Origin of the sequence: Tautonia sp. JC769, assembly GCF_040717455.1 — a bacterium.
Lineage (GTDB): Bacteria > Planctomycetota > Planctomycetia > Isosphaerales > Isosphaeraceae > Tautonia.
Map to the genome: position 1 here is coordinate 270,463 of NZ_JBFEFH010000004.1, position 22,602 is coordinate 293,064.

At 68.1% G+C, this 22,602-nt stretch carries 10 protein-coding genes; 4 read left to right on the plus strand and 6 right to left on the minus strand.

Annotation, left to right across the window (positions count from 1 at the left end; genetic code table 11):
- Positions 1-29 precede the first annotated feature (29 nt).
- Positions 30-3,986: a S8 family serine peptidase gene (locus tag AB1L88_RS06490; protein ID WP_367095822.1), complete on the plus strand. Its 3,957-nt coding sequence runs from the start codon at positions 30-32 to the stop codon at positions 3,984-3,986.
- Positions 3,987-4,237: 251 nt separating this feature from the next.
- Positions 4,238-5,215, plus strand: a complete 978-nt coding sequence (locus tag AB1L88_RS06495) for a MoxR family ATPase (RefSeq protein WP_367095823.1) — start codon at positions 4,238-4,240, stop codon at positions 5,213-5,215.
- Between the two features lie 30 nt (positions 5,216-5,245).
- Here AB1L88_RS06495 and uvrA read toward each other — a convergent pair whose 3' ends face one another.
- Positions 5,246-11,692, minus strand: coding sequence for an excinuclease ABC subunit UvrA (uvrA, locus tag AB1L88_RS06500; protein WP_367095824.1), 6,447 nt, complete (start codon positions 11,690-11,692; stop codon positions 5,246-5,248).
- Positions 11,693-12,012: 320 nt separating this feature from the next.
- Here uvrA and AB1L88_RS06505 point away from each other — a divergent pair, with 320 nt between their 5' ends.
- Positions 12,013-13,047, plus strand: a complete 1,035-nt coding sequence (locus tag AB1L88_RS06505; RefSeq protein WP_367095825.1) for a diguanylate cyclase — start codon at positions 12,013-12,015, stop codon at positions 13,045-13,047.
- 229 nt (positions 13,048-13,276) lie between these two features.
- Positions 13,277-14,344 carry an SMP-30/gluconolactonase/LRE family protein gene (locus AB1L88_RS06510; RefSeq protein WP_367095826.1) on the plus strand — a complete coding sequence of 356 codons (1,068 nt, stop codon included), beginning with the start codon at positions 13,277-13,279 and terminating at the stop codon, positions 14,342-14,344.
- Between the two features lie 56 nt (positions 14,345-14,400).
- Here AB1L88_RS06510 and AB1L88_RS06515 read toward each other — a convergent pair whose 3' ends face one another.
- The 5 genes from AB1L88_RS06515 to AB1L88_RS06535 form a co-directional block, all read right to left on the minus strand.
- The gene (locus AB1L88_RS06515) at positions 14,401-15,204 is read right to left on the minus strand and encodes a GNAT family N-acetyltransferase (protein WP_367095827.1); all 804 of its coding nucleotides are present in this window, start codon (positions 15,202-15,204) and stop codon (positions 14,401-14,403) included.
- A gap of 96 nt (positions 15,205-15,300) precedes the next feature.
- Positions 15,301-16,572 (minus strand): acetylxylan esterase, encoded by a 1,272-nt coding sequence (locus AB1L88_RS06520; protein WP_367095828.1) that lies wholly within the window; start codon positions 16,570-16,572, stop codon positions 15,301-15,303.
- A gap of 103 nt (positions 16,573-16,675) precedes the next feature.
- Positions 16,676-18,154 (minus strand): DUF1501 domain-containing protein, encoded by a 1,479-nt coding sequence (locus AB1L88_RS06525; protein WP_367095829.1) that lies wholly within the window; start codon positions 18,152-18,154, stop codon positions 16,676-16,678.
- Positions 18,155-18,222: 68 nt separating this feature from the next.
- On the minus strand, positions 18,223-21,354 hold the full coding sequence (locus tag AB1L88_RS06530) for a PSD1 and planctomycete cytochrome C domain-containing protein (protein ID WP_367095830.1): 3,132 nt from the start codon (positions 21,352-21,354) through the stop codon (positions 18,223-18,225).
- A gap of 459 nt (positions 21,355-21,813) precedes the next feature.
- A complete protein-coding gene (locus AB1L88_RS06535) occupies positions 21,814-22,311 on the minus strand; it encodes a DinB family protein (protein ID WP_367095831.1) in 498 nt (165 codons plus the stop codon).
- Positions 22,312-22,602: the final 291 nt, after the last annotated feature.

A 22,602-nucleotide genomic window follows, 5' to 3' on the forward strand; every position in this document is an offset into this window, starting at 1 on the left:
GGTCGAGTCAGCCCTAAGGAGAGAACCGAATGTCCCAGCCAAACCGCTCGCGGGCGCGGGCCCAGAAGCCTCGGAGCCGTCAACGCCTTCAGATCGAGTCGATCCAGCAACTCGAGACGAAGCAGCTCCTCGCGCCCTATCTTCCGACTGCGGCGCGTATCGCGGTCTTCGACCCCTTCGACGAGCAGGCCGACAACGTCAATCGCGGCGTGATCACGGTCGAGCCGGGCGACACGTCCGCGTTCAGTGCCGCGCCGTATGTCTCGGTCTCGCAACTGACCCCGACCGCGGCGTTCGACAACAACATCGTCCGGATCGAGGCCGGCCCGGGGGGCGACTTCGGCAAGAACGTCTACGCGATCACCCGGGGGAACAACGACGCCGGCCCTCCGATCGAGACCGGAGGGCGCCCGGGCGTGATCTATCGCATCGACCCGGCCACGGGCAACGCGAACGTCTTCTTCGACCTGAACACGGTCCTGAACCAGATCTCGCCCGGCACGACGGCCGAGAACTCGGCCGGGATCGAGACCGGCCTGGTCAATTGGTACGACATCACCTTCGATACCGAGGGGACGTTCGACGGCCTGCCGTCGATGTTCGTCGCCTCGGTCGACCGCACCGATCCGCTGAAGAACGCGATCTACCGGATCGGCCCCGACGGGTCCTTCATGGGCCTCTACCTCGTCTTCGCCGAGGGGCAGGACACCGGGAACCTGGTCCGACGCCCGAGCGCCGTCCATGTGCCCCCGGCCCAGCAGCAGGACTTCCTGCGGGGCATGTTCGCCGGGTCGGGCACGAACGCCCCGGGCTTCACCGCCCTGTTCTTCGACGCCAACCAGATGCAAGGGGCCCAGGTCATCTCCGGCCCCCTGCCGCAGGGGGTGAGCGACACCCGATTGACCTTCGGGCCGCAGGTCGGGCTGACCTCGGCCAATAACGACTACATCTCTCAGGTCTACTCGGCCTTCACCGACTTCGGGACGCCCGGCATCCCCGGCTTCAGCAACCCCGACCCGGGGGTCAGCGGCATCCAGGGGACCAACGGTGACCTGCTGATCCGCAACAACACCGGCCCGGGCAACAACGTGATCGTGGCGAATGCCGGGATCCAGGGCCTGGTGCTGGGACCTTTCCCCGAAGAGTTGGTGGAGCTGGCAACCACCCAGGCCGACGCGACGAACCCCTCGGGCATCGACCGCCTCTCGGCCGTCGGGACCCCGTTCCGCCGCTTCCAGGACATCGCGTTCGACGAATTCGGCTTCTTCTCGTACGGGACGACCGTCGAGGGCGGCGGCGCGGGGGCGTTGCCGGTCATCGGCGACCCCACCTTCGCCGGCAGCATGTTCGTCGCCGACCTGGCCTCCGGCCTGGCGGTGGGCGTCGACATCCCCGGCGTCGACGGCGCGCTCGAAGGGACCCTCGTCCTGCCGGTCCAGGGCGGCGGCACGGGCGGGATCGTGGTCGACCCGGCGAATCCGTCTCAGTTGACCGTCGACGTCCCGGGCAGCAACCTCGGCGGCCGGGTCGTCCGGGTGCTGCCCGACGGCACCGTGACGCCCTTCGCCGAGGGCTTCAACACCTCGGGCGAGCGGGGTTCGGGCAGCTTCGTCGAGTCGAGCCTGAGCATCACCTTCTCGGCCGACGGCACGACGCTCTACGTGGCCGACAACGACGGCATCTGGCAGTTCAAGTCGACCCTGAGCCTGGCCCACTCCACCGCGGGCGAGCTGGTCGGCCTGGGCGACCTCCGGACGCTCGGCGTGCCGTTCCAGGGCGAGGGGACCGCGGTCGCGGTGGTCGACACGGGGATCGACGCCCAGACCCCTCAATTGCGAGGCCGGGTCGCGCCGGGCCGGAACATCTTCACCGGGGCGGCCGGGAACGACGACCTGGGCGCGGGCAACGGGCACGGCACGCTCGTCGCGGGGGTGATCTCCCAGTTCGTCCCGCAGGCCACCTTGCAGCCGGTCAACGTCTTCAGCCCGCTCGCCTCGGGCACGACGAACCAGGCCTTCTACGACGCCATCCGATACGTGGCCGACACCCCCTTCGTCAACGACCCGGTCCGCCCGGGGCGGGTCGACCGGGTGGTGGCCTCGAACTTCGGCTTCGGGACGACCACGACCTTCGACACCGAAGGGACGGCCTTCCGCCAGAACAAGCAGCTCGTCATCGCCCTGAAGAACCAGATGCAGCGCCTGCTGCACCGGGGGATCACGCCGATCGCCGCGTCCGGCCAGTTCGGCGACCCGAACACCCCGGAAATCGGCAACATCAACGGCGAGCCGATCCCGGCGATCCTCAACGAGGTCATCTCGGTCACCGGCTCGTACGCGTTCCCGTTCCGGAACGGCCCGACGACGCCCCCGACCGACCCCGCGCCCGGCCCGCTGGGGAGGCTCTTCCCGCCCGCGGCCTTGGCTCCGGACCTCACCACGCTGCCGGCCATCGCCGCCAACGACCTGACGATCTTCGCGGATCGCCTGCTCTCGGCCGCGAACCGGACGCACACGACCGACTTCGCCGCCCCGGCGATCGGCGTGCCGACCTACCGCCGGACCTTCGTCGGAGACGGCAACAGCCACCTCGTTTTCGACGAGACGGGGACCTCGCTCTCCTCGGGCATGGTCACCGGGTCGTTCTCGCTGCTGGCCTCGGCCCTCGACTACTACAGCAAGCTGTCGGCGAACACCTCGACCGTCAGCGCCTACCTGACCTCGCCGGTCGGGTCGACGGCCCTCGACTTCGGCCCCGGCATGATCCGGAACCTCGAAGCCTACGCCAACCCGCACGGGATCAACTCGATCCTGCAGTGGACCGCCGTCCCGGCCGAAGACGCCGACATCCCCGGCGACGAGGTGGTCGATCAGCTCCAGCCGTTCTCGCTCGGCACGCCGGCCTTCTATCGGGAATTCTCCCGAGTGGATGTCGGCAACGCGGTGGCGGCGATCGAGGGATCCATCGCCCTGCCGTACCTGTTCAATACCGGGGCGATCGACCTCATCGACTCCAATAACAACGGGTTCATCACGGCCCAGGAGATCGAGAACTTCGTCTCGAAGTCCAATACCATCGGCATGCCCGAGGCCGGGGCCATGGCCCGTCTGCTCGGCGGCACGGCCCGACCGCCCGGGGAAGACCCGGTGGAAGGCCCCCGGAACTTCATCAGCTCGGTCGTGCTGACCGACGAGGTCGCCCCCCTGGGCCTGACCAGCCAGTTCGAGCAGCCGGGAGAGCTGAACGTCTATCAGCGGCGGTTCAACTTCTTCGACTACTCGGCCGACGGGAAGCTCGACGGCGTCGTCTCGGTCCAGCAGTTCGAGATGCTGGCACACACGCTGCTGCCGGCCCCCGACAGCTTCGTGATCAACGATCGCCAGCGCGGTTCGGCCGGCGGTTACCTGATCGACGGGACGCCGGTCCGGAACTGGACCGACCTGCAGCGAATCCTGCCGACGTACGCCTTCGTGCCCCCGCAGATCACGCAGCGGTTCCGGAACTACACCCCCAACCGCTTCGGCATCAACCGGGGCGTGGGGGTGAACGATCCGGGGGCAGGGCCGTTCTACGCCCTCTTCCAGACCGAGCCGGGCCAGCGCCCCGAGCGATCTCCGGGCCGCAACCGGCCCGAGACTCCCCAGGCCCCGACCAACCCCGGCCCGTCCCAGGACGACGTGGCCACCCCGGTCGCCCCGCCGGCGGCCGCCCCGACCCCCGACGCCCCCCGGCCTCCCTTCACGGCTTCGGAGGTCAACATCGGGTCGTTCTACGATCGCTACCTCAACGTGGCGCAGCGGACCATCCGGACCCCCGGATCGCTCACCACGGCCGCCTCGACCACCGAGGAGGCCGAGGCGGCCGCGTCGACCGCCCCCCAGCGGGATCCGAGGGCGTACGACCTGATCCTCGGCCAGTTCGGCGAGGAATCCGGGAACCCGAGGGTCAAGTCGGCCCTGTCCCGGCTGCGGCCTGACCAGGCCTGACCCGGGGGGCTCAGCCCCCTTGATCAGCAGCACGAGCGAGCCGGCCGGCCCCTCCCACGAGGGCCGGCCGGCTCGCCCCCGTTTCGGCCACCCGATCGATTCCGGACTGGCTTCTTGACCGGACTCCGTGGCGAACCGTCTGATAGAGCCGCTTGACCGCCGCCGGACCTGGTCGCATGCACGGAAGTCCTGGCACCGAGTGCTCGAAGACCGCCTCCGATCATCCCGCCGAACCCAGGCCAGAACCCTCGATGAACCCGACTGACGAACCGTTGAACGCCGACGTGTCCGACTGGGCTGCCCGCGTCAGGCAAGAAATCGACAAGGTCTACGTCGGCCAGCAACCGCTGGTCCGAGGGGTTTTGATCGCCTTGCTCGCGCAGGGGCATGTCCTGATCGAGAGCGTGCCGGGCCTGGGCAAGACCCTGCTCGTCAGGGTCCTCGGCCGGGTGCTCGGATGCCACTTCAACCGCATCCAGTTCACTCCCGACCTGATGCCCTCAGACATCACGGGGACCTCGATCTACGAGGAACACACCGGCGCCTTCCGATTCCGACCCGGCCCCGTCTTCACGCAGCTCTTGCTGGCCGATGAGATCAACCGCTCCCCGGCCAAGACCCACGCGGCCTTGCTCGAAATCATGCAGGAAGCCCGGGTGACGGTCGATGGCCAGGCCCATGTCCTGGAACCCCCGTTCCTGGTCATGGCCACGCAGAACCCGATCGAGTCCGAGGGGACGTACAACCTGCCGGAAGCCCAGCTCGACCGCTTCCTGTTCAAGCTCGTGGCCGACTATCCGTCGCTCCGGGAGGAGGCCGACATCCTCCGCCTCCATACCGAGGGACGCAGCCCCGACTCGATCCTGGCCGATCGCGTGGCGACCGTGACCACCCCGGCCGAGGTCCTGGAGATGCAAAGGCGATGCGGCGAGATCCTCGCCGACGATCGCCTGATCGAATACATCACGGCCATCGTGCGGCGGACCCGGGAGTGGCCGGCCTTCTCGATCGGGGCCTCGCCGCGGGCCGGCGTGGCGATGCTCCGCGGTGCCCGGGCCTCCGCCGCGCTCGAAGGGCGCGATTATGTCATCCCGGATGACGTGATCGACGTCACCCTGCCCGCGCTCCGCCATCGGGTGATCCTGACCCCCGAATCGGAGATCGAGGGCAGGCGCGTCGATGACCTGCTGGGCGAGTTGCTGCGATCGGTCGAGGTCCCGAGGGAGTGACCGCCTCGACTCGACGCGCGAGTCCCCCGGTCACTCGCGCTCGGGGCCGCTCATCAGGGCCGCCACGCGAGCCTTGGCGTCTCCCCACTCGTCCGAGACGGGTTGACCGAGGAACGCCCGGGCCATCCGGTCGATGAAGGCCCCGAAGGCCGGGGTACACAGTTCCTCGGCCGAGTGGGCCATGATGACCACCTCTCGGAAGCCGGCCCCCGCGAAGCCCGCCGAGACCCGAGGCGCATCGCAGACGACCGGGGTTTCCAGGTCGTCGAACGCCTTGAGCCCCAGCTCGTCCTGGATGCGGTCGAGCGGCTGGGCATGTCGCATCGGGCTGCGGAAGCGAAGCGTGACGACCCACTCCTGGCCCGTGCTCGCCTCGAAAAAGGCCGGTGTCATCCGGGAGGCGCCGGGCACAGCGACCCGCACGAGGGTCCGCTTCGACCAGTCGGGGGCCTCGAATCCGCCGAGCCCATCCAGGCGATCGACGATGAATTCGAGGATGCGGCCGTCCCATCGAACCGGCTTGCCGGTCCGGGTGGAACGATCCCGGGTATGCCATCGCCGCCCGTCGCTCTCCCAGGGAGGGGCGATCGCCTCGACCTCGCCAAGGGTTTCGGCCGCCCGTCGGGCATCCTCCAGTTCCTTCCGGGCCTCGGCCACGGCGTCATAATGTGGCCGGGTCGCGAGCGGCCCGGCCTCGAGCACCGGCCGGAGCTCGGCGCCGGTGAGGCTGTCCGGGGTGGAGACGATCGCCTCGGGGGGTCCGACCGCGACGATGGTCCCCCCTTGCTCGCCGGCCTCGGGCCCGAGGTCGATCACCCAGTCGGCGGTCTTGATCACATCGAGGTGGTGTTCGATGACCACCACCGTGTTGCCCAGGTCCGCCAGGCGGTGGATGACGTCGAGCAGCTTCCGGACGTCGTCAGCATGCAGGCCGGTCGTCGGCTCGTCCAGGACATAGAGCGTCCGCCCGGTCTGGGGGCGGGCCAGCTCGGCCGCGAGCTTGATCCGCTGCGCCTCGCCGCCGGAGAGCGTGGGGGCCGACTGGCCGAGCGAGACGTAGCCGAGGCCGACGTCGTGCAGGGTCTGCAAGACGCGCCGGATCTTGGGGACCGCGGCGAACAGGTCGAGCGCCGCGTCGACCTTCATGGCGAGCACGTCGGCGATCGACTTTCCCCGATACGTCACCGCGAGCGTCTCGCCGGTGAATCGGGCCCCCCCGCACGACTCGCAAGGGACCCAGACATCGGGCAAAAAGTGCATCTCGATTCGGGTTTGACCGGCCCCCTCGCAGGCCTCGCAACGGCCGCCGGGCACGTTGAAACTGAATCGGCCGGGGCCGTAGCCGCGAATCTTCGACTCCGGCAGCTTCGCGAACAGCTCCCGGATCAGGTCGAACACGCCGGTATAGGTCGCGGGGGTCGAGTTGGGCGTGCCCCCGATCGGCGTCTGATCGACCCCGATCATCTTGTCGATCGCCTCGATCCCCTCGATCCGATCGTGCAGGCCCGGCACCACCTGCGACCGGTGCAGGTGCTGGGCGCACGCCTTCATCAAGATATCTTCGACCAGGGAGCTCTTCCCGGAGCCGCTCACCCCGGTCACCGCCGTCACGACACCGATCGGGAACCCGACATCGATCCCCTTCAGGTTGTGGTGCCTCGCGTTGCGGATCACCAGGGCCGCCCCCCGAGCATCCCGGCGGTTCGACGGGACCGGGATCGAGGCCCGGCCGCTCAGGTAACGCCCCGTCAACGACTTCGAGGATTTGCGGACCTTGCCCGGCGCCCCGTGCGCGGTGATCCGGCCGCCGAGGTCGCCGGAGCCGGGCCCGAAGTCGAGCAGGTGGTCCGCCGCCTCGATCACCTCGCGGTCGTGCTCGACGAGGACCAGGGTGTTGCCGAGATTCCTGAGATGTTGCAGGGCCCGCAGGAGCCGGGCGTTGTCCCTCGGGTGGAGGCCGATCGTCGGCTCATCGAGGACGTAGAGGACGCCGGTCAGGCCGCTGCCGATCTGACTGGCGAGTCGGATGCGCTGGCTCTCCCCGCCCGAGAGGGTCGGGGTGGATCGGGCAAGCGAGAGGTAATCGAGCCCGACATCGACCAGGAACTTCAGCCGATCCCGAATCTCCCGGATCAGGTCCCCGGCGATGTGACGCTCGTCCGTGGAGAGTTTCATCCCCTGGAAGAACGCGAACGCCCGGCCGAGCGGCCAGTTGCTCATCTGATCGATCGTGAACTCCTTGAACCGGACCGCGGACGCGTCGTCGCGCAACCGCCCCCCCATGCAGGTGGAGCAGGCGGTCTCGGCCACCATCCCTCGCAATTTCGCCCGGTAGAGGTAGGAGAGCCGGCCTGCCTCCTCCAGCGAAGGGAAGAGCCCCTTGTACTGGAAGCGGAACCCGACAGCCCCGTCGGCAGGTTGCACGTCGAACCACTGGGTATCGGTCCCGAAGAGGATCATCCGGCGATGGCGGGCCTCGAGGTCGTCGAAGGGAGTCTCCAGGTCGATCCCCAGGCGATCGGCCATGCCCGCGATCATCCGGGCGAACAACGGGTTCGACTCGAACGGGGGCCAGACCGAGACCGCCCCGCCTCGGAGGCTCTTGCGGCCGTCGGGGATCAGGGCCGCCGGATCGGCGCCGAGCTGGACGCCGAGCCCCTCGCACGAGGGGCACCAGCCGAGCGCGCTATTGAACGAGAAATGATGGGGTGACAATTCTTCGAAACTCCGGCCGCAGCCGTCGCAGGAACGGTGCTGGCTGAAGCGCTGGATGGGCCAGTCGGCCTCGTCGGCTTGCTCGGAAACCCTGGCGACGTGAATGACCCCTCGCCCCAGATCGAGCGCCGCCTCGACCGCGTCGGCCAGCCGGGAGCGGGTCGATCGCCGGACGAGACCGCGGTCGACCACGACCTCGATCGCATGCGACTGGCGACGATTCAGCGTCGGAGGGGAATCGAGGTTGTGCGAGACGCCGTCGACACGCACGCGCACGAAGCCGGAACCGCGGAGATCGTCCCAGAGGGTCTCGTAATCCTCCCCCTCTTTGCGATCGAGAGGGGCCATGATGTAGATTCGAGTCCCTTCGGGGTGGTGCAGGAGCTTCTCGACGATTTCGTCCGAGGTCTGTGTGCCGACCGGGATCCCGCACGACGGGCAGTACATCTGCCCGAGCCTCGCGAACAGGATGCGCAGGTAGTCGTGGATCTCGGTGACCGTCCCGACGGTCGACCGGGGGCTCTTGCTGGTCGTTTTCTGCTCAATGCTGATGGCCGGAGAGAGCCCCGTCACCCGCTCGACCTTCGGCTTCTGCAAGGGGGCGAGGAACTGGCGGGCATAACTCGACAGGCTCTCGACGTATCGCCGTTGCCCTTCGGCATAAAGCGTGTCCATCGCCAGCGAGCTCTTGCCCGAACCGCTCGGCCCGCTGCAGACGGTCATCTGGTTGCGGGGGATTCGAACGTCGATCCCCTTGAGATTGTGCTGCGACGCCCCTTCGATCGTGATCGTGCTGAGTTCGCGGGCCGCCCGGCCGTTGCCGTTTTTCTTGCGCGACGATCCATTTTTCGAAGACGCCGCACGCGCCGAATCGGGCCAGAGGACTCGGGCAAGGGCCTTGCCGGTGTGGCTCGCTCGGACCCGGGCGACCTCCTCCGGCGGTCCCTCCGCCACGATCCGGCCGCCGCCGGAACCGCCTTCGGGACCGAGGTCGAGGATCCAGTCGGCGGTCTTGATCACGTCGAGGTTGTGCTCGATCACCACCACCGTGTTCCCTTGCTCGACGAAACCGTGCAGGACGTCGAGCAGGCGGCGGATGTCCTCGAAATGCAGGCCGGTGGTCGGCTCGTCGAGGACGTAGAGCGTCTTGCCAGTCCCCTTGCGGACCAGTTCTCGGGCCAGTTTGATCCGTTGGGCTTCGCCGCCGGAAAGCGTGGGGGAGGGCTGCCCGAGTTTCAAATAGTCGAGGCCGACGTCGTGCAGGGTCCGGAGCATCGCCTCGATCTTCGGCACGTTGGCGAAGTGTTCGAGGGCCTCCTGGACGTCCATCTCGAGCACGTCGCTGATGCTCTTGCCCTTGAACCGGCAGTGAAGCGTCTCCCGGTTGAACCGCTTGCCCTCGCAGACCGGGCACGTGACCCAGACATCGGCGAGGAAATCCATCTCGAGCTTGTTCGACCCGTTCCCCTGGCAGGCTTCGCAGCGCCCGCCGGGGACGTTGAAGCTGAACCGTCCGGGCTTGTAGCCCCGGGTCTTCGAGTCGGGCAGCCTCGTGTAGAGATCCCGGATCTCGTCGAAGAGCTTGATGTAGGTGGCCGGATTCGACCGGGGCGTCCGACCGATGGGCGACTGGTCGATGTCGATGATCTTGTCGAGGCGATCCACCCCCTCGATCCGATCGTGCAGGCCCGGCTCGGTCTTCGCGCCGTTGAGGTCGCGCGCGAGCGTCTCCCGGAGGATATCGCCGATCAAGGAACTCTTCCCCGACCCCGACACCCCCGTCACGCAGACGAATCGCCCCAGCGGGACCGAGACATCAATCGTCTTGAGATTGTTGTGACGAGCGCCAACAATGCGGAGGGCGTGCTCGGCGATCCCGCGGCGATGGGTCGGGACGGCGATCGACTTCCGCCCCGAGAGGTACTGTCCGGTCAGGCTCTTCGGATTGCGGGAGATCGTCGCCAGGCTCCCCTGGGCGATCACCTCCCCCCCCTTGATCCCCGGGCCGGGCCCGAAGTCGACGATCGTGTCGGCCGCCCGCATCGTGTCTTCATCGTGCTCGACCACGACGACGGTGTTGCCGATGTCCCGAAGCCGCTGCAGGGTGGCGATCAGCCGGTCATTGTCGCGGGGATGCAAGCCGATCGAAGGCTCGTCGAGGATATAGAGCACCCCGACGAGCCCGGCCCCGACCTGGCTGGCCAGCCGGATGCGTTGCGCCTCTCCCCCGGAGAGGGTCGGGGCCGAGCGATCCAGGGTGAGGTAATCGAGGCCGACGTCGGCCAGGAACCGCAATCGCCCTCGGATCTCCTTGAGCAGCTCCTCGGCGATCGTCATCGACCGGGCGGTAAGCGGCTCGGGGTCGTTCGGCCCGTCGGCGACGCCCGCGCCGCTCAGCCGCTCGAACCAACGGGAAAGCGTACCGAGGTCCAGCGCCTCCAGCTCGGGCAGGGAACGCTCACCGACCCGGACGGCCCGGGCCCTCGGGTTCAGCCGGGCTCCCGAGCAATCCGGGCAGGTCATGCTCCTCATATACGGCTCGAGCGCCGCGCGGTGGGGCCCTCCCTTGGAGTGCTGGTACTTCTCCAGGAGTTCGTTGGCGACCCCTTTCCAGGTCCCCGGGTGCGACCACTGGCGATTGCGGGTCTTCCATCGGTACACGATCACCCGATCGCCGGTCCCGTGGAGCCAGGCGTTCTGGTGTTCGGGGCTGAGTTTTCCCCAGGGGGTCCGGAGCAGCGTCCCTTTCTTCAGGCCGCCCTCGTCCGCCTCGAGATTCGCGGCGAAGCCCTCGAAGAGGTGCCGCTTCCACTTGCCCACCTTCTTCAAGGGGCCGAGCGGGGCGATCGCCCCCTCCCAGATCGACTTCGACGGGTCGGGCACGAGCAGGTCCGCGGCGAAATCGTGGCGGATCCCGAGCCCATCGCACGAGGGGCACATCCCCTGCGGGCTGTTGAAGCTGAAGAGCTGGGGGCTCGGGGCGTCGAAGCCGATCCCGCACGGGACGCAGGCATACCGGGAGGAGAGGACCAGATCCGGCTGGTCCTCGATCGCCACGATCACCGTCTCGTCGCCGAGCTTCAGGGCCGATTCCACCGCCTCGGCCAGGCGCGATCGGGCCGACGGCCCGAGCTTGATCCGGTCGATCACGACCTCGATCTCGTGCTTGACCTGGCGGTCGAGGGCCGGCGGATCGCTCAAGGCGATGATCCGGCCGTCGACCCTGGCCCGGACGTAGCCGGCGCGGGACAGGTCGGCGAACAGGTCGCGGTGTTCCCCCTTCTGCCCCCGGATGACCGGTGCCAGCAGGGTGATCGACGCCCCGGCCGGCTGGTCGAGGATCTGGGCGGTGATCTGCTCGCGGGTCTGCGCCGAGACCGGCTGCCCGCACGACGGGCAATGCTGCCGGCCGACCCTCGCGAACAGGACGCGGAGATGGTCGTGGATCTCGGTGATGGTCCCGACCGTGCTCCTCGGGTTCCGCCCCCCGGTCTTCTGCTGGATGGCGATGGAAGGGCTCAGGCCGTCGATCCGGTCGACATCCGGCTTGGGCAACTGGCCAAGAAATTGCCGGGCATAGCTCGACAGGCTCTCGACGTAACGCCGCTGCCCCTCGGCATACAGCGTGTCGAAGGCCATCGAGCTCTTCCCCGATCCCGACACCCCCGTGAAGCAAATCAAAGCGCCGCGAGGCAACTGCAAGGAGACGTCTCGCAGATTGTGCTCTCGGGCGCCCCGGATCACGATGTCGGAGCTGGCCATCCCTGCAGGTTCCTTAGGTCTTGTCCGATCCCTGGTGCGTTCGTCCGAAATCCACGTCGAGGCAGGATCCGAGTGTAGCGGGCCCGAGAACGCCTGTCCAGGACCCTGCCCGTCGAAAAAACCCACCCAATCGGCGTGCCACGTCGCATGCAATCATCAGGAGTTGAATCGTCGCGACACGAACCTGCCGATGCGAGCGATCCGCTCTATGGTTCTTCGGGCGGAGCGATCATCGGGAGGGATCGCCGATCCGGACCGTCCCGCGGCGATCGCGCCCGATCGACTCGCCATTTCCTCAGACTCGATGGCCGGCGGTTTTGATGAAAATCCTTGTGGCAGAAGACGATCCGGTCAGCGCCACCCTGATTGTCGGTGCGCTGAGGCGGCTTGGTCACGAGATCACGGTCGTTGCCAACGGCCTGGAGGCCGAGATGCGCCTGGTGGCCGATCGGTCGATCCGGCTGGTCATCTCCGACTGGATGATGCCCGGCCTGGATGGCCTGGGCCTCTGTCAGCGGCTTCGCGACCGCGCTGGGTCGCTCTACACGTATTTCATCCTGATCACGGCCCGATCGGGCGTCGAGGCGAGGCTGGCCGGCTACCGGGCCGGGGTCGATGACTTCCTCAGCAAGCCGCTGAACATCGACGAGCTGATCGCTCGGGTCGAGATCGCCCGGCGGATCCTCGAGATGCAGGAGGAGCTGGTCCGCCGCTCCGACGAGCTCGAGGCCCTGAAGCAGGAACTGGAGCTGCGCAACGAACGCCTGGCCGACATGGCGATCACCGACGCCCTGACCGGCCTCCGGAACCGTCGCCACTTCCATCGCCTGTTCGAGTCGAGCTTCACGCTGAGCAACCAGTCCTCCCAGCCCTTGACCGTCATCCTGCTCGACGTCGATCGCTTCAAGCTCTACAACGACTCCTTCGGCCACCCCGCCGGCGACGAGGTCCTGATCGGCGTGGCGGACGTCCTCCGGGCGAATGTCCGCGACCGGGACCTGATCGCCCGATACGGCGGGGAGGAATTCGTGGTCCTCTTGCCCCGCGTCAGCGCCCCGGAGGGGATCGCCCTGGCCGAGAGGCTTCGACGCTCGATCGCCGACCGCGTCTGGCGAGGGACCCCGATCACGGCCAGCTTCGGCGTCGGGACGTCGGGGCCATCCGCCTCGACGCCGGACGTGCTGCTCGATCAGGCCGACCAGGCGCTCTATCGCTCGAAGCAGCGGGGCAGGAACTGCGTCACCCATTTCCGAGAGCTGACCCCTCGCCACGACCGGTCGGCCATCGTGCACAACGCGGCGATCCGGGCCCCGATGCCGATGCCGATGAAGCTGCCCCCCACCGGCACGCACTGATTCGGTGGCGGCGGTCGGGCCGGGCCCCGTCTCGGTTAATACGCCAGTGCGTCCGAGAGGAATCGGCGGGAGGGACACCAGCTCGCCCCGCGCCGGCCCGTTGCCCGGCGGCCCGGGCTCGACTAAGTTCGAGGGTTGCCACCGGCCTTGAGGCGAGCAGGGCCGGTGCGCTCGCTCCCGATGTCTGGTGAGCCAAGCGGATTCTGCTCGCCTCTCCCGGAGCCGATCCATGACGCGTTCTGATCGCAAGACGAGGCCCGAATCGTGGGCGCTTGGCGCCGCCGTGTTGCTGGCGTTGCCGTTCCTCAGGCCGCCGACGGCCGAGGCCCAGGAGGCGGCGTCCGCCCCGTACGACTCCTTGGGCACGATCGAGGTCACGGACGACCGCTTCCGGGACCTGATCCCCGAGGATTCGAGGCTTGAGATCCTCGCGTCGGGCTTCGAGTGGACCGAAGGGCCGGTCTGGTGGCCCGATCGGCAGACCGTCCTGTTCTCCGACATCCCGCGCAACACCGTCTTCGCCTGGACGGAGGACGGGGGGCTGGAACCGTTCCTCAAGCCGAGCGGATACACCGGCACCGACGCCTTCACGGGCCAGGAGCCCGGCTCGAACGGCCTGATCTTCGACGACGAGGGCCGCCTGCTGCTCTGCCAGCACGGCGATCGCCGCGTCGCCCGCCTGAACGACGACCAGACCTTCGAGACGCTCGCCTCCAGTTACGAGGGCAAGCGCCTGAACAGCCCGAACGACGCCGTGTTCAAGTCCGACGGCTCGCTCTACTTCACCGATCCCCCCTACGGCTTGCCGCAGAATGTCGACGATCCGGGGAAGGAACTCCCGTTCCAGGGGGTCTACCGCCTCGCTCCCGACGGGACCTTGACCCTCCTGACCGACCAGATGACCCGCCCGAACGGCATCGCCTTCTCGCCCGATGAATCCACCCTGTACGTGGCCAACTCCGACCCGGAACGGGCGATCTGGATGGCCTTCCCCGTCAAGGACGACGGCACGCTGGGCGAGGGCGAGGTGTTCGCCGACGTGACCGACCGGGTCGGCCGCGAGAAAGGGTTGCCCGACGGCATGGCCGTGGACACGGACGGCAACCTCTTCGCGACCGGCCCCGGCGGCGTCCTGATCTTCGCCCCCGACGGCACCCACCTCGGCACGCTCAAGACCGGCGAGGCGACCGCCAACTGCGCCTTCGGCGGCGACGACGGCACCGTGCTTTACGTCACGGCCGACATGCATTTCTGCCGCATCCAGACCGCGACGAAGGGCCTCGGATTCGACGATTGAGGTCGACGTGCCCCCGATCGGGCCGAGGGACCGTTGCCGAATCGAAGGTCCCTCGGTCAGCGGCCCTCGACCGCCCCGCCCTCGGGATGGTCGTCCTCCGGGCCGTCGACGAGGGGGGCCGGCGGGCCGGAAGCCGCCCGCCCGGCCATCACGGCCAGACAGGACATCACCCGCGGTTCCAGGTCGTCCAGCAGTTGCTCGAACCGTGCCCGGGCGGGGAATTCCGAAACCCGGGAAGGATCGGGACGGGCCTGGTCCTCGAATTCGAGCGAGCCTTCGTCTCGGACGATCGTCCAGCCGAGGTCCTTGAGCCACCGGACCACGACCCGATTCTCCGGCAGGACGTGCGCGGTCAGCGTCGAGATGCCCAGCATCCGGGCGCGGAGGACGAGGACCGCGAGCAAGACCGTCCCCAGGCCGTGCCGCTGCGCCGCGTCGATCACCGTCACGGCGACCTCCGCCTTCTCGGGGTCGCCCGGATCGCGGATCAGGCGACCGCTGCCGAGGCCGTCGAAGGGGGGATCGGGCAGGTCGAGCGCGCACCAGGCGACGTGATCGACCTGATCGACCTGGATCAGGCGCTGGATCTCGGCCTCGCTGAGTCGGTCGCGTTGTCGGAAGAACCGGAAGACCCGCGATTGGTCGGACAGTTGCTCGAATCCGGCTTCGAGCCGATGGCGATCTCCCGGGAGGACGGGCGTCAGGAAGACGCGCCGCCCGTCCCGGAGCCGGTGCTCGAATCCGGGGCGGTCGTGCGCGGTCGCTCCCGGCCGATGCTCGGCAGGATCGTCCGGGCCGAGGAGCCCGCCCCCCGACGACCGCCCCCAGGGCACGGCAGGAACGCGAGGGAATCTCATCATTCTCACCTGCCTTGATTCCAGGCGATGGGTCCGATCGACCGGTTCCACCGGGCCCGACTCCCGCGCGATCGCCCGGGCATTGCATCGGGCGATCGGTCACCGCGCCCCATCGCGGCCGAGGTGCGTGTCGGCGAACTCGATGAAGACCTCCCAGTCCCGATCGGTCACGTCGTGGCCGCCGGGACGGATGTGGTAGCCCACCGTGCTCGCGATCAGGTCGTTCAGGCCCGGCATCTCGTCCCGGGCCATGCCATCGGTCCCGAGCAGTTCGTACACGGGGCCCGCGTGCCTGGCCGAGAGGAACTCGCCCCGGGGATCGGCCCACAGGTCCTCCTCGGCCGAGCAGACCAGCACCGGCCGTGGGGCGATCAGGGCAATGAGCATATGCTGGTCGACCGGCAAGGCATCCTCGTCGCCATTATACTGCGTGAATCGATCGGTGAACCAGTGGGGGAACGAGGTGTTGATCCGTTCGACGGTCTCGCCGAACCGGCGTCGGCTCAGGGCCGCGCCGCCGCATCCCGAGTCGTTCGAGATGACCAGGGCGAAGCGTTCGTCCTGGGCCCCGCTCCAGAGCGAGGTCTTGCCCAGCCGCGAGTGGCCCATCACGATCACCCGGGAGCCATCGACCTGCTCATCGGTTTCCAGGTAGTCGAGCGCCCGGCTCAGTCCCCAGGCCCAGGCGCCGATCGATCCCCATTCCCCCGAGCCCGGCTCGGATTGCCCCTCGGCATAGGCGAGGGGGTGGACCCCATCGTCCCAACGATCCTTCACGTCGGCATCGATGTCGTAGTACCAGATGGTCGCCAGCCCGTAGCCGTTCGAGACGATCGTGTCGACCGGCCATCGCCCCCGCCGCTCCCCCCGGACCGACTCGTCCCCGCCCTCGGGTAATCGGATCGCGGGGTCGGGGAAGACCGTGTGATTCCCGCGGAAGTTCAGGCCCAGGAAGGTCGGGACCGGCCCGTCGGCGTCGGCCGGGGTGTAGAGGAGCAGGTCCATGCGAGGGCCGTCGTCGTCTTCGGTGAAATAAATGCGCACCTGCTTGCGCCTGGCGAGCCCGCCGATCGCGTCGTCGGCCGCGTCGAAGACCTCCCACCGCATCGCCTCGGGCCGGCCGATCGGCGTCTTGCCGTAGACGTGATCCTCGAAGAGGCGGAGCACCTCGGGGCGCCGTGACTGGCGCCAGGCGTCGGCGGTCGAGACCTTCGAGCCGTCCTCGGCGACCAGCGGGTCGGGCAAGGAATACTCGGGGACCCTGGATTCGTCGTAGTTGAACCCTTGGGGCTGGGCGATCGCCCCGGGGGCGATGACCAGCAGGCCCAGCGTCAGCGACGCGGTCCAGCGGAGCAGGGCAGGGGCGTTCATCCCGGAGGTCCCTCAATCTCAGGTAGTGGTCGATCTCGATGCAAAAAAAGGGCCCACGACCGGCCGAAGCCAGCCGAGGGCCCTTGAGCATGACCGAGGACGCTCAGGCGAGCAAGGCCGGAACCGGGCCGTGATCCTCGACGCCCGTCAGCCGCATGTCGAGGCCCTGGAACTTGTACGTCAGCCGCTTGTGGTCGATGCCCAGGCACTGCAGGATCGTGGCGTTCATCTCGTGGATGTGCACCGGGTCCTGGACGACGTTGTAGCTGAATTCGTCCGTCTCGCCGTGGACGACGCCCGGCTTGATGCCGCCGCCGGCCATCCAGACCGTGAAGCAACGCGGGTGGTGGTCTCGGCCGTAATTGTCGCGGGTCAGGCCGCCCTGGCAGTAGATCGTCCGCCCGAACTCGCCGCCCCAGATCACCAGGGTGTCGTCGAGCAGGCCGCGCTGCTTCAGATCCTGGACCAACGCCCAGCTCGGCTGGTCGATGTCCTTGCACTGCTTCGGCAGGTCGCCGGCGACGTTGCCGTGCTGGTCCCAGCCGCGATGGAAGAGCTGGACGAATCGCACGTCACGCTCGGCGAGGCGCCGGGCCATCAACGCGCAGTAGGCGAAGGTCCCGGGCTTGTGGACGTCCGGGCCGTACATGTCCAGGATGTGCTTCGGCTCGTCGGCCAGGTTCATCAGGTCGGGGACCGAGGTCTGCATCCGGAAGGCCATCTCGTACTGGGCGATCCGGGCCTGGGTCTCGGGGTCGGCGAACTCGTCGAAATGCTTCTGGTTCAACGTGGCCAGCGAGTCGAGCATCCGCCGCCGGTGCGTCGAGCTGACGCCCGGAGGGTCCGACAGGAACAGCACGGCGTCGCCATCGGTCCGAAGCCGGACCCCCTGGTGCTTGCTCGGCAGGAACCCGGAGCCCCAGAGCCGGTTGTAGAGCGCCTGGGCGTCCTGCCGGCCGGTCCAGCTCGGGGTCATGACCACGAACGACGGCAGGTTCTCGTTCATCGAGCCCAGCCCGTAGCCGAGCCAGGAACCCATGCTCGCCCGGCCGGGAAGCTGGTGACCCGTGCAGATGTAGGTGATCGCCGGGTCGTGGTTGATCGCCTCGGTGTTGATCGATTTGACGATCGCCAGGTCGTCGACCATCTTCGCCGTGTGCGGCAACAGTTCGCTGACCCAGGCCCCCGAGTTGCCGTGCTGCGCAAACTCATAACGGGACGGCGCGATCGGGAACCGCGTCTGGCCGCTGGTCATCGTCGTCAGCCGCTGCCCCTTGCGGATCGACTCGGGCAGGTCCTTGTCGAACCACTCGTTCATGGTCGGCTTGTAGTCGAACATGTCGAGTTGCGAGGGGCCGCCGGACATGAACAGGTAGATGGCCCGCTTCGCCTTCGGGGCGAAGTGAGGCAGCCCGGGGAGGCCGCCGGGGGAGACCGCCGGGCGGCCTTGATCCGCCCCGGTGGCCCGGGCGGCGCGATCGGGCAGGAGCGAGGCCAGGGCCGCCGTGCCCAGGCCCACGGCCCCCCGGCCGAAGAAATGCCGCCGCGTCATCGTCTGGATGCGCTCAAGGATCGGATCCATGCTCGCGTTCCTCTCGATTCGAGTGTCTCGGTTTCGTGCGATGAACTGCGTCAAAGGGCCGGGGGGAATCAGCCCTTCACGATCACCTCGTCCAGGTTGAGCAGGGTGTTCGCGATGATGGTCCAGGCGGCCAGCTCGGCCGGGTCGAACGCCGGGTCGGGTTGCGTCTCGCCCACGGCGATGAGGGCCCGGGCCTCCTCGACCTCGCCTCGATACGAGGCGAGCACCTCGTCGAAGGCCGCGAGCAGCTCCTGCCGCTCGTCCGATTCCGGATGCCGAGCGGTCGCCAGGCGGAACATGTGGGTCAGCCGCTCGTCGGCCGACGGGCCCGCCTCGCGCAGCGTCCGCTCGGCCAGGCCGCGGGCGGCCTCGACGTACTGCGGGTCGTTGAGCAGGAGCAACGCCTGGAGCGGCGTGTTCGTGCGTTCCCGGCGGACCGTGCACGACTCCCGGGACGGGGCGTCGAAAGTCGTCATCTGCGGCGGCGGGGCCGTCCGCTTCCAGAAGGTGTAGAGGCTGCGGCGGTGGACCTTGTCGCGGCCCGAGTCGGCCTTGAACTTGGCCGTGTTACTACTGGTGTAGCCGACCGCCTCCCAGAGGCCCGACGGCTGCGGCGGCTTGACGCCCGGCCCGCCGATCTGCTCGACGAGCAGGTCCGAGACCGACAACGCCTGGTCGCGGAGCGTCTCGGCGTCGAGCCGGAATCGAGGCCCCCGGGCGAGCAGCACGTTCTTCGGGTCGCGGGTGTTCAGCTCGGGGGTGGTCCGAGAGGTCTGGCGGTAGGTGGCCGACGTGACCATGCGCTTCATGAACGTCTTCATGTCCCAACCGTCATCCTGGAACTGGACGGCGAGCCAGTCGAGCAGTTCCTCGTGGCTGGGCGGATCCCCCTGAGAGCCGAAGTCCTCGGAGGTCTTCACCAGGCCCGTGCCGAAGACCTGCTGCCAGAGCCGGTTGACGGCCACTCGGGAGGTCAGTGGGTTCGAGCGATCGACGAGCCAGAGGGCCAGCCCCATCCGGTCGAGGGGGGCACCGTCGGGCAGCTCGGGCAGGAACTCGGGGGTCGCGCGGCCGACCTGCTCGCCGCGCTCCTCGTACTCGCCCCGGTTGAGGATGAACGCCGGCTTCGGTTCGGCCAGCTCCTTCCAGACGAGGGTGGTCGGGATCGCCTCTTCGAGCGTCTTGCGGGCCGATTCGGCCGAGGCCAGCTCGTCGAGCAGGGGGCTCAAGGTCGACCGGGCCGGGGCGTAGGCGAACCGGACGAAGTGGTCGCGGAGTTGCTGGGCCTCGTCGTCGGAACGATCGCCCGGGGCTTTCTCGACGATGGCCCGGATCGGCCCCGGCAGGCCGGACTTGTCGCCGAGGATCTTCTGATCACGCACCCAGGCCGCGAGGCTCGTGTAGGTCTTGCCCGGCTGCGGCGTCCAGGTGCGCAGGCCGGCGGCGTCCCAGCGGACCGTCCCGCCGTGCTGCGTGAAGGCCATGCCGGTGATCGTCGTCCCCGGCGCGATGCCGACCTCGGCCGCGGGCACTTCCAAACGAACCCATTCGCCGGTCGTCGGCAAGGGACCCTTGGCGAATCGCTCGGCGGTCCCGTCGGCGCCGTAGTCGATCAGGTTCTCTCCCCAGTAGGCCCGGTGCTTCCATTCGCCGGTGTTCCACTGGAGCATGATCTCCTTCGGCGGATTGAGCGGATCCAGGAAGACGTGGGCGAACAGGGTATCACCTTCCCCGACGAGCAAACCCTGCGACGCCTCGGTGAAGAAGTGCTGGCTCTGCCCCTCGGCGGATCGCACATGGGCCTTCTCGCCCAGGAAGACGGGGTGGTTCGGCTCGGCTTCGAAGGACCAGTCGGCCTCGGCCGAGGGCTTGGCCCCCGGTGGCAGGGCGTCGTCGACCCAGACGAAGTCGCCGCGACGGACGTACTCGCCGCGGTCCTCGTCGCCGGCGGGGTCGTACTCGATGGCGGAGACGGCCTCGGAGATGCGTCCCGAGATCGCCGCGATCTGCTCGTCGAGCCGAGCCCGCTCGGCCTCCTGCTCGGGGGAGGGGACCTGGATCACCGGCGGGTGCGCCTTGGCATTGCCGTCGAGGGGCTTGCCGTCGATCGAGTTGAAGAAGGCGAAGAGCGAATAATAGTCCTTGGCCGAGATCGGGTCGAACTTGTGGTCGTGGCATCGGGCACACGCGACGGTGAGCCCCATGAAGACGGTCCCGGTCGCATCGACGCGCTCGACGACGTTGCGCACGTAGATTTCTTCCTCGATCGAGCCCCCCTCGCTGGTGGTCACGTGGGCCCGATTGAACCCGGTGGCGATGAGCTGATCGCGGGTCGGGTACGGCAGGAGGTCGCCGGCCAGTTGCTCGATGACGAATTGATCGTAGGGCAGGTTGCGGTTGAAGGCGTCCACGACCCAGTCGCGGTAGGGCCACATCTCCCGGTAATTATCGAGGTGCAGGCCGTGCGTGTCGCCGTAGCGGGCCGCGTCGAGCCAGAAGCGGGCCATGTGCTCGCCGTATCGGGGCGATTGCAGGAGCCGGTCCACGAGCTGCTCGTAGCGGTCGTCTCGCTCGTCGGCGAGATAGGCGTCGACCTCGGCCGGGGTCGGGGGCAATCCCGTCAGGTCGAGGTAGACCCGACGGACCAGGGCCTCGGGAGTCGCCTCGAGGGACGGTTCGAGCCCTTCCTGATTCAACCGGTCGAGGATGAAATGGTCGATCGGGTTGCGGACCCACGGGTCATCCGCCAGCGCCGGGGGCTCGGGCTTCGTGGGCGGGACGAACGCCCAGTGCTCCTCCCACTCGGCCCCTTGCGCGATCCAGGCCCGGATCAGCCCGATCTGCTCGGCCGTCAGGGCCTCGTGCGACTCCGGCGGCATCCGGTCGAATTCGTCCTCGCTCGTGATCCGATAGAACAGCTCGCTCGCCTCGACGTCGCCGGGGACGATGGCAGAATATCCCCCCCGATCGGCGAGCGCCTCGTCCCTCAGGTCGAGCCGCAGGTCGGCCTTCCGGGTGGCCGCGTCCGGCCCATGGCAGGCGAAACAGGCATCCGAGAGGATCGGCCGGATTTGCTTCCCGAAGTCGATCCGACGTCCAGGGTTCGCGTCATCGGCGGCCGGCAAGGGCCCCGCGGCGAACAGCGCCCAGCAGGCGGCCAGGACGAGGGATCGCGTCGTCGCGCGTTTCGGCGGTCTCATCGATTCGGCTCCCGAGTCGGCTCGGTGGTGATTGGCGGCGGGGAACTCGGCCGAAGGCGTTCGGCCCGAGACCTCACATGAGGTCCGGAAAGGCAGGGAGGAATGGGGATTGCTCGCGAGGCGGAATGTATCCTGGTCGAGCCTTATCGTTGCTCCTCGAATTCCGGGCAACAAGAACGATTCCCACCGTCTCCAGAGCGAGGAAATCCGATCGCTCGGCCACCCATGCTTGACGGGTGATCGAGGGCGAATTCACCTCACAGATCTCGACGTTCGCACGGTTTCACGATGCTCATCTCCTCATTCTACGCCCGAACGACGCGCTTCGTTCGACTCTTTCGGGGCATGTTGAACAGAGAGAGTATAAAGCTCAAACCCGGGCCTGCCAGCCTGTCGTGCAGGCCCGGGTCCGCGATTCCTCGGAAACGGCGGTGTCCCAGGGCACCGACGCCGGCCGGCTCAGAAGGCCTGGGGAGACTGGACCACGAAGGTCCGGCTCATCAACTTTCGGAGCAGCGAGATCTCGCCGCTGTGGCGGGCCTCGTCGTGCAAGCCGTGGGCGATCGCGTAGCGCACCGTGCGGTTGGGATTGCCGGGCTCCTTGGCGCTCAGTTGTTCGGGCGTCAGTTCCGAAATCACGCTTCGGAGCCGTTCCTGCTGGGCCTTCAGGGCCGCGACCACCTCTTCGAGGGGCGGCCAGTGATCGGGGGAGATGTGCGCCGGGTTGCTCTCCCAGCTGAACATCTTGAACCAACCCTCGGGAACCTGGGGCTCTCGTCCAAGGGCCTTCATGGTCAGGAACTCGGTGACCACGTAGGAGTGGCCGGCGTGCCAGAGGCACGAGTTCTGGAGGCCGGGCGGGGCCCATCGGGCATGGGTGTCGTCGAGGTTCTGCAATTCCTTGAGCGTCTTGCCGCGTACGTCGTCGAGCAAGTCCAGGAGCGTTTCGTCGGCCATTCTTACGTTCTCCGCCCGCAACGACGGCGAGCGATCATCACAATGTTGGACACGAAGGAGAGAGACTCACGCCCCTGAATTATCCCGTAGAATCCGTCGTCGTCGCAACCGCTTTCCCGGAGACTCGGCCGGCCGGGCCGATCGTTCCGGTCCCGTCACGCCGATCGACACCGAGAGACGCGCCAAACGCTGGCGCCCCCCCGGGCGTTCCTTCGCCGCAACCGATTGCCCCTTGCCCCCCGAATCCACGAACGGACGAAGTCATGCACGCATATCCAGACATACCCCGAA

Excerpts from the sequence above, each read along its gene's own strand:
- AB1L88_RS06510 (WP_367095826.1), top strand. The coding sequence starts at position 13,277 with ATGACGCGTTCTGATCGCAAGACGAGGCCCGAATCGTGGGCGCTTGGC.
- AB1L88_RS06520 (WP_367095828.1), bottom strand. The coding sequence starts at position 16,572 with ATGAACGCCCCTGCCCTGCTCCGCTGGACCGCGTCGCTGACGCTGGGC.
- AB1L88_RS06490 (WP_367095822.1), top strand. The coding sequence starts at position 30 with ATGTCCCAGCCAAACCGCTCGCGGGCGCGGGCCCAGAAGCCTCGGAGC.
- AB1L88_RS06535 (WP_367095831.1), bottom strand. The coding sequence starts at position 22,311 with ATGGCCGACGAAACGCTCCTGGACTTGCTCGACGACGTACGCGGCAAG.
- uvrA (WP_367095824.1), bottom strand. The coding sequence starts at position 11,692 with ATGGCCAGCTCCGACATCGTGATCCGGGGCGCCCGAGAGCACAATCTG.
- AB1L88_RS06530 (WP_367095830.1), bottom strand. The coding sequence starts at position 21,354 with ATGAGACCGCCGAAACGCGCGACGACGCGATCCCTCGTCCTGGCCGCC.
- AB1L88_RS06505 (WP_367095825.1), top strand. The coding sequence starts at position 12,013 with ATGAAAATCCTTGTGGCAGAAGACGATCCGGTCAGCGCCACCCTGATT.
- AB1L88_RS06525 (WP_367095829.1), bottom strand. The coding sequence starts at position 18,154 with ATGGATCCGATCCTTGAGCGCATCCAGACGATGACGCGGCGGCATTTC.
- AB1L88_RS06515 (WP_367095827.1), bottom strand. The coding sequence starts at position 15,204 with ATGATGAGATTCCCTCGCGTTCCTGCCGTGCCCTGGGGGCGGTCGTCG.
- AB1L88_RS06495 (WP_367095823.1), top strand. The coding sequence starts at position 4,238 with ATGAACCCGACTGACGAACCGTTGAACGCCGACGTGTCCGACTGGGCT.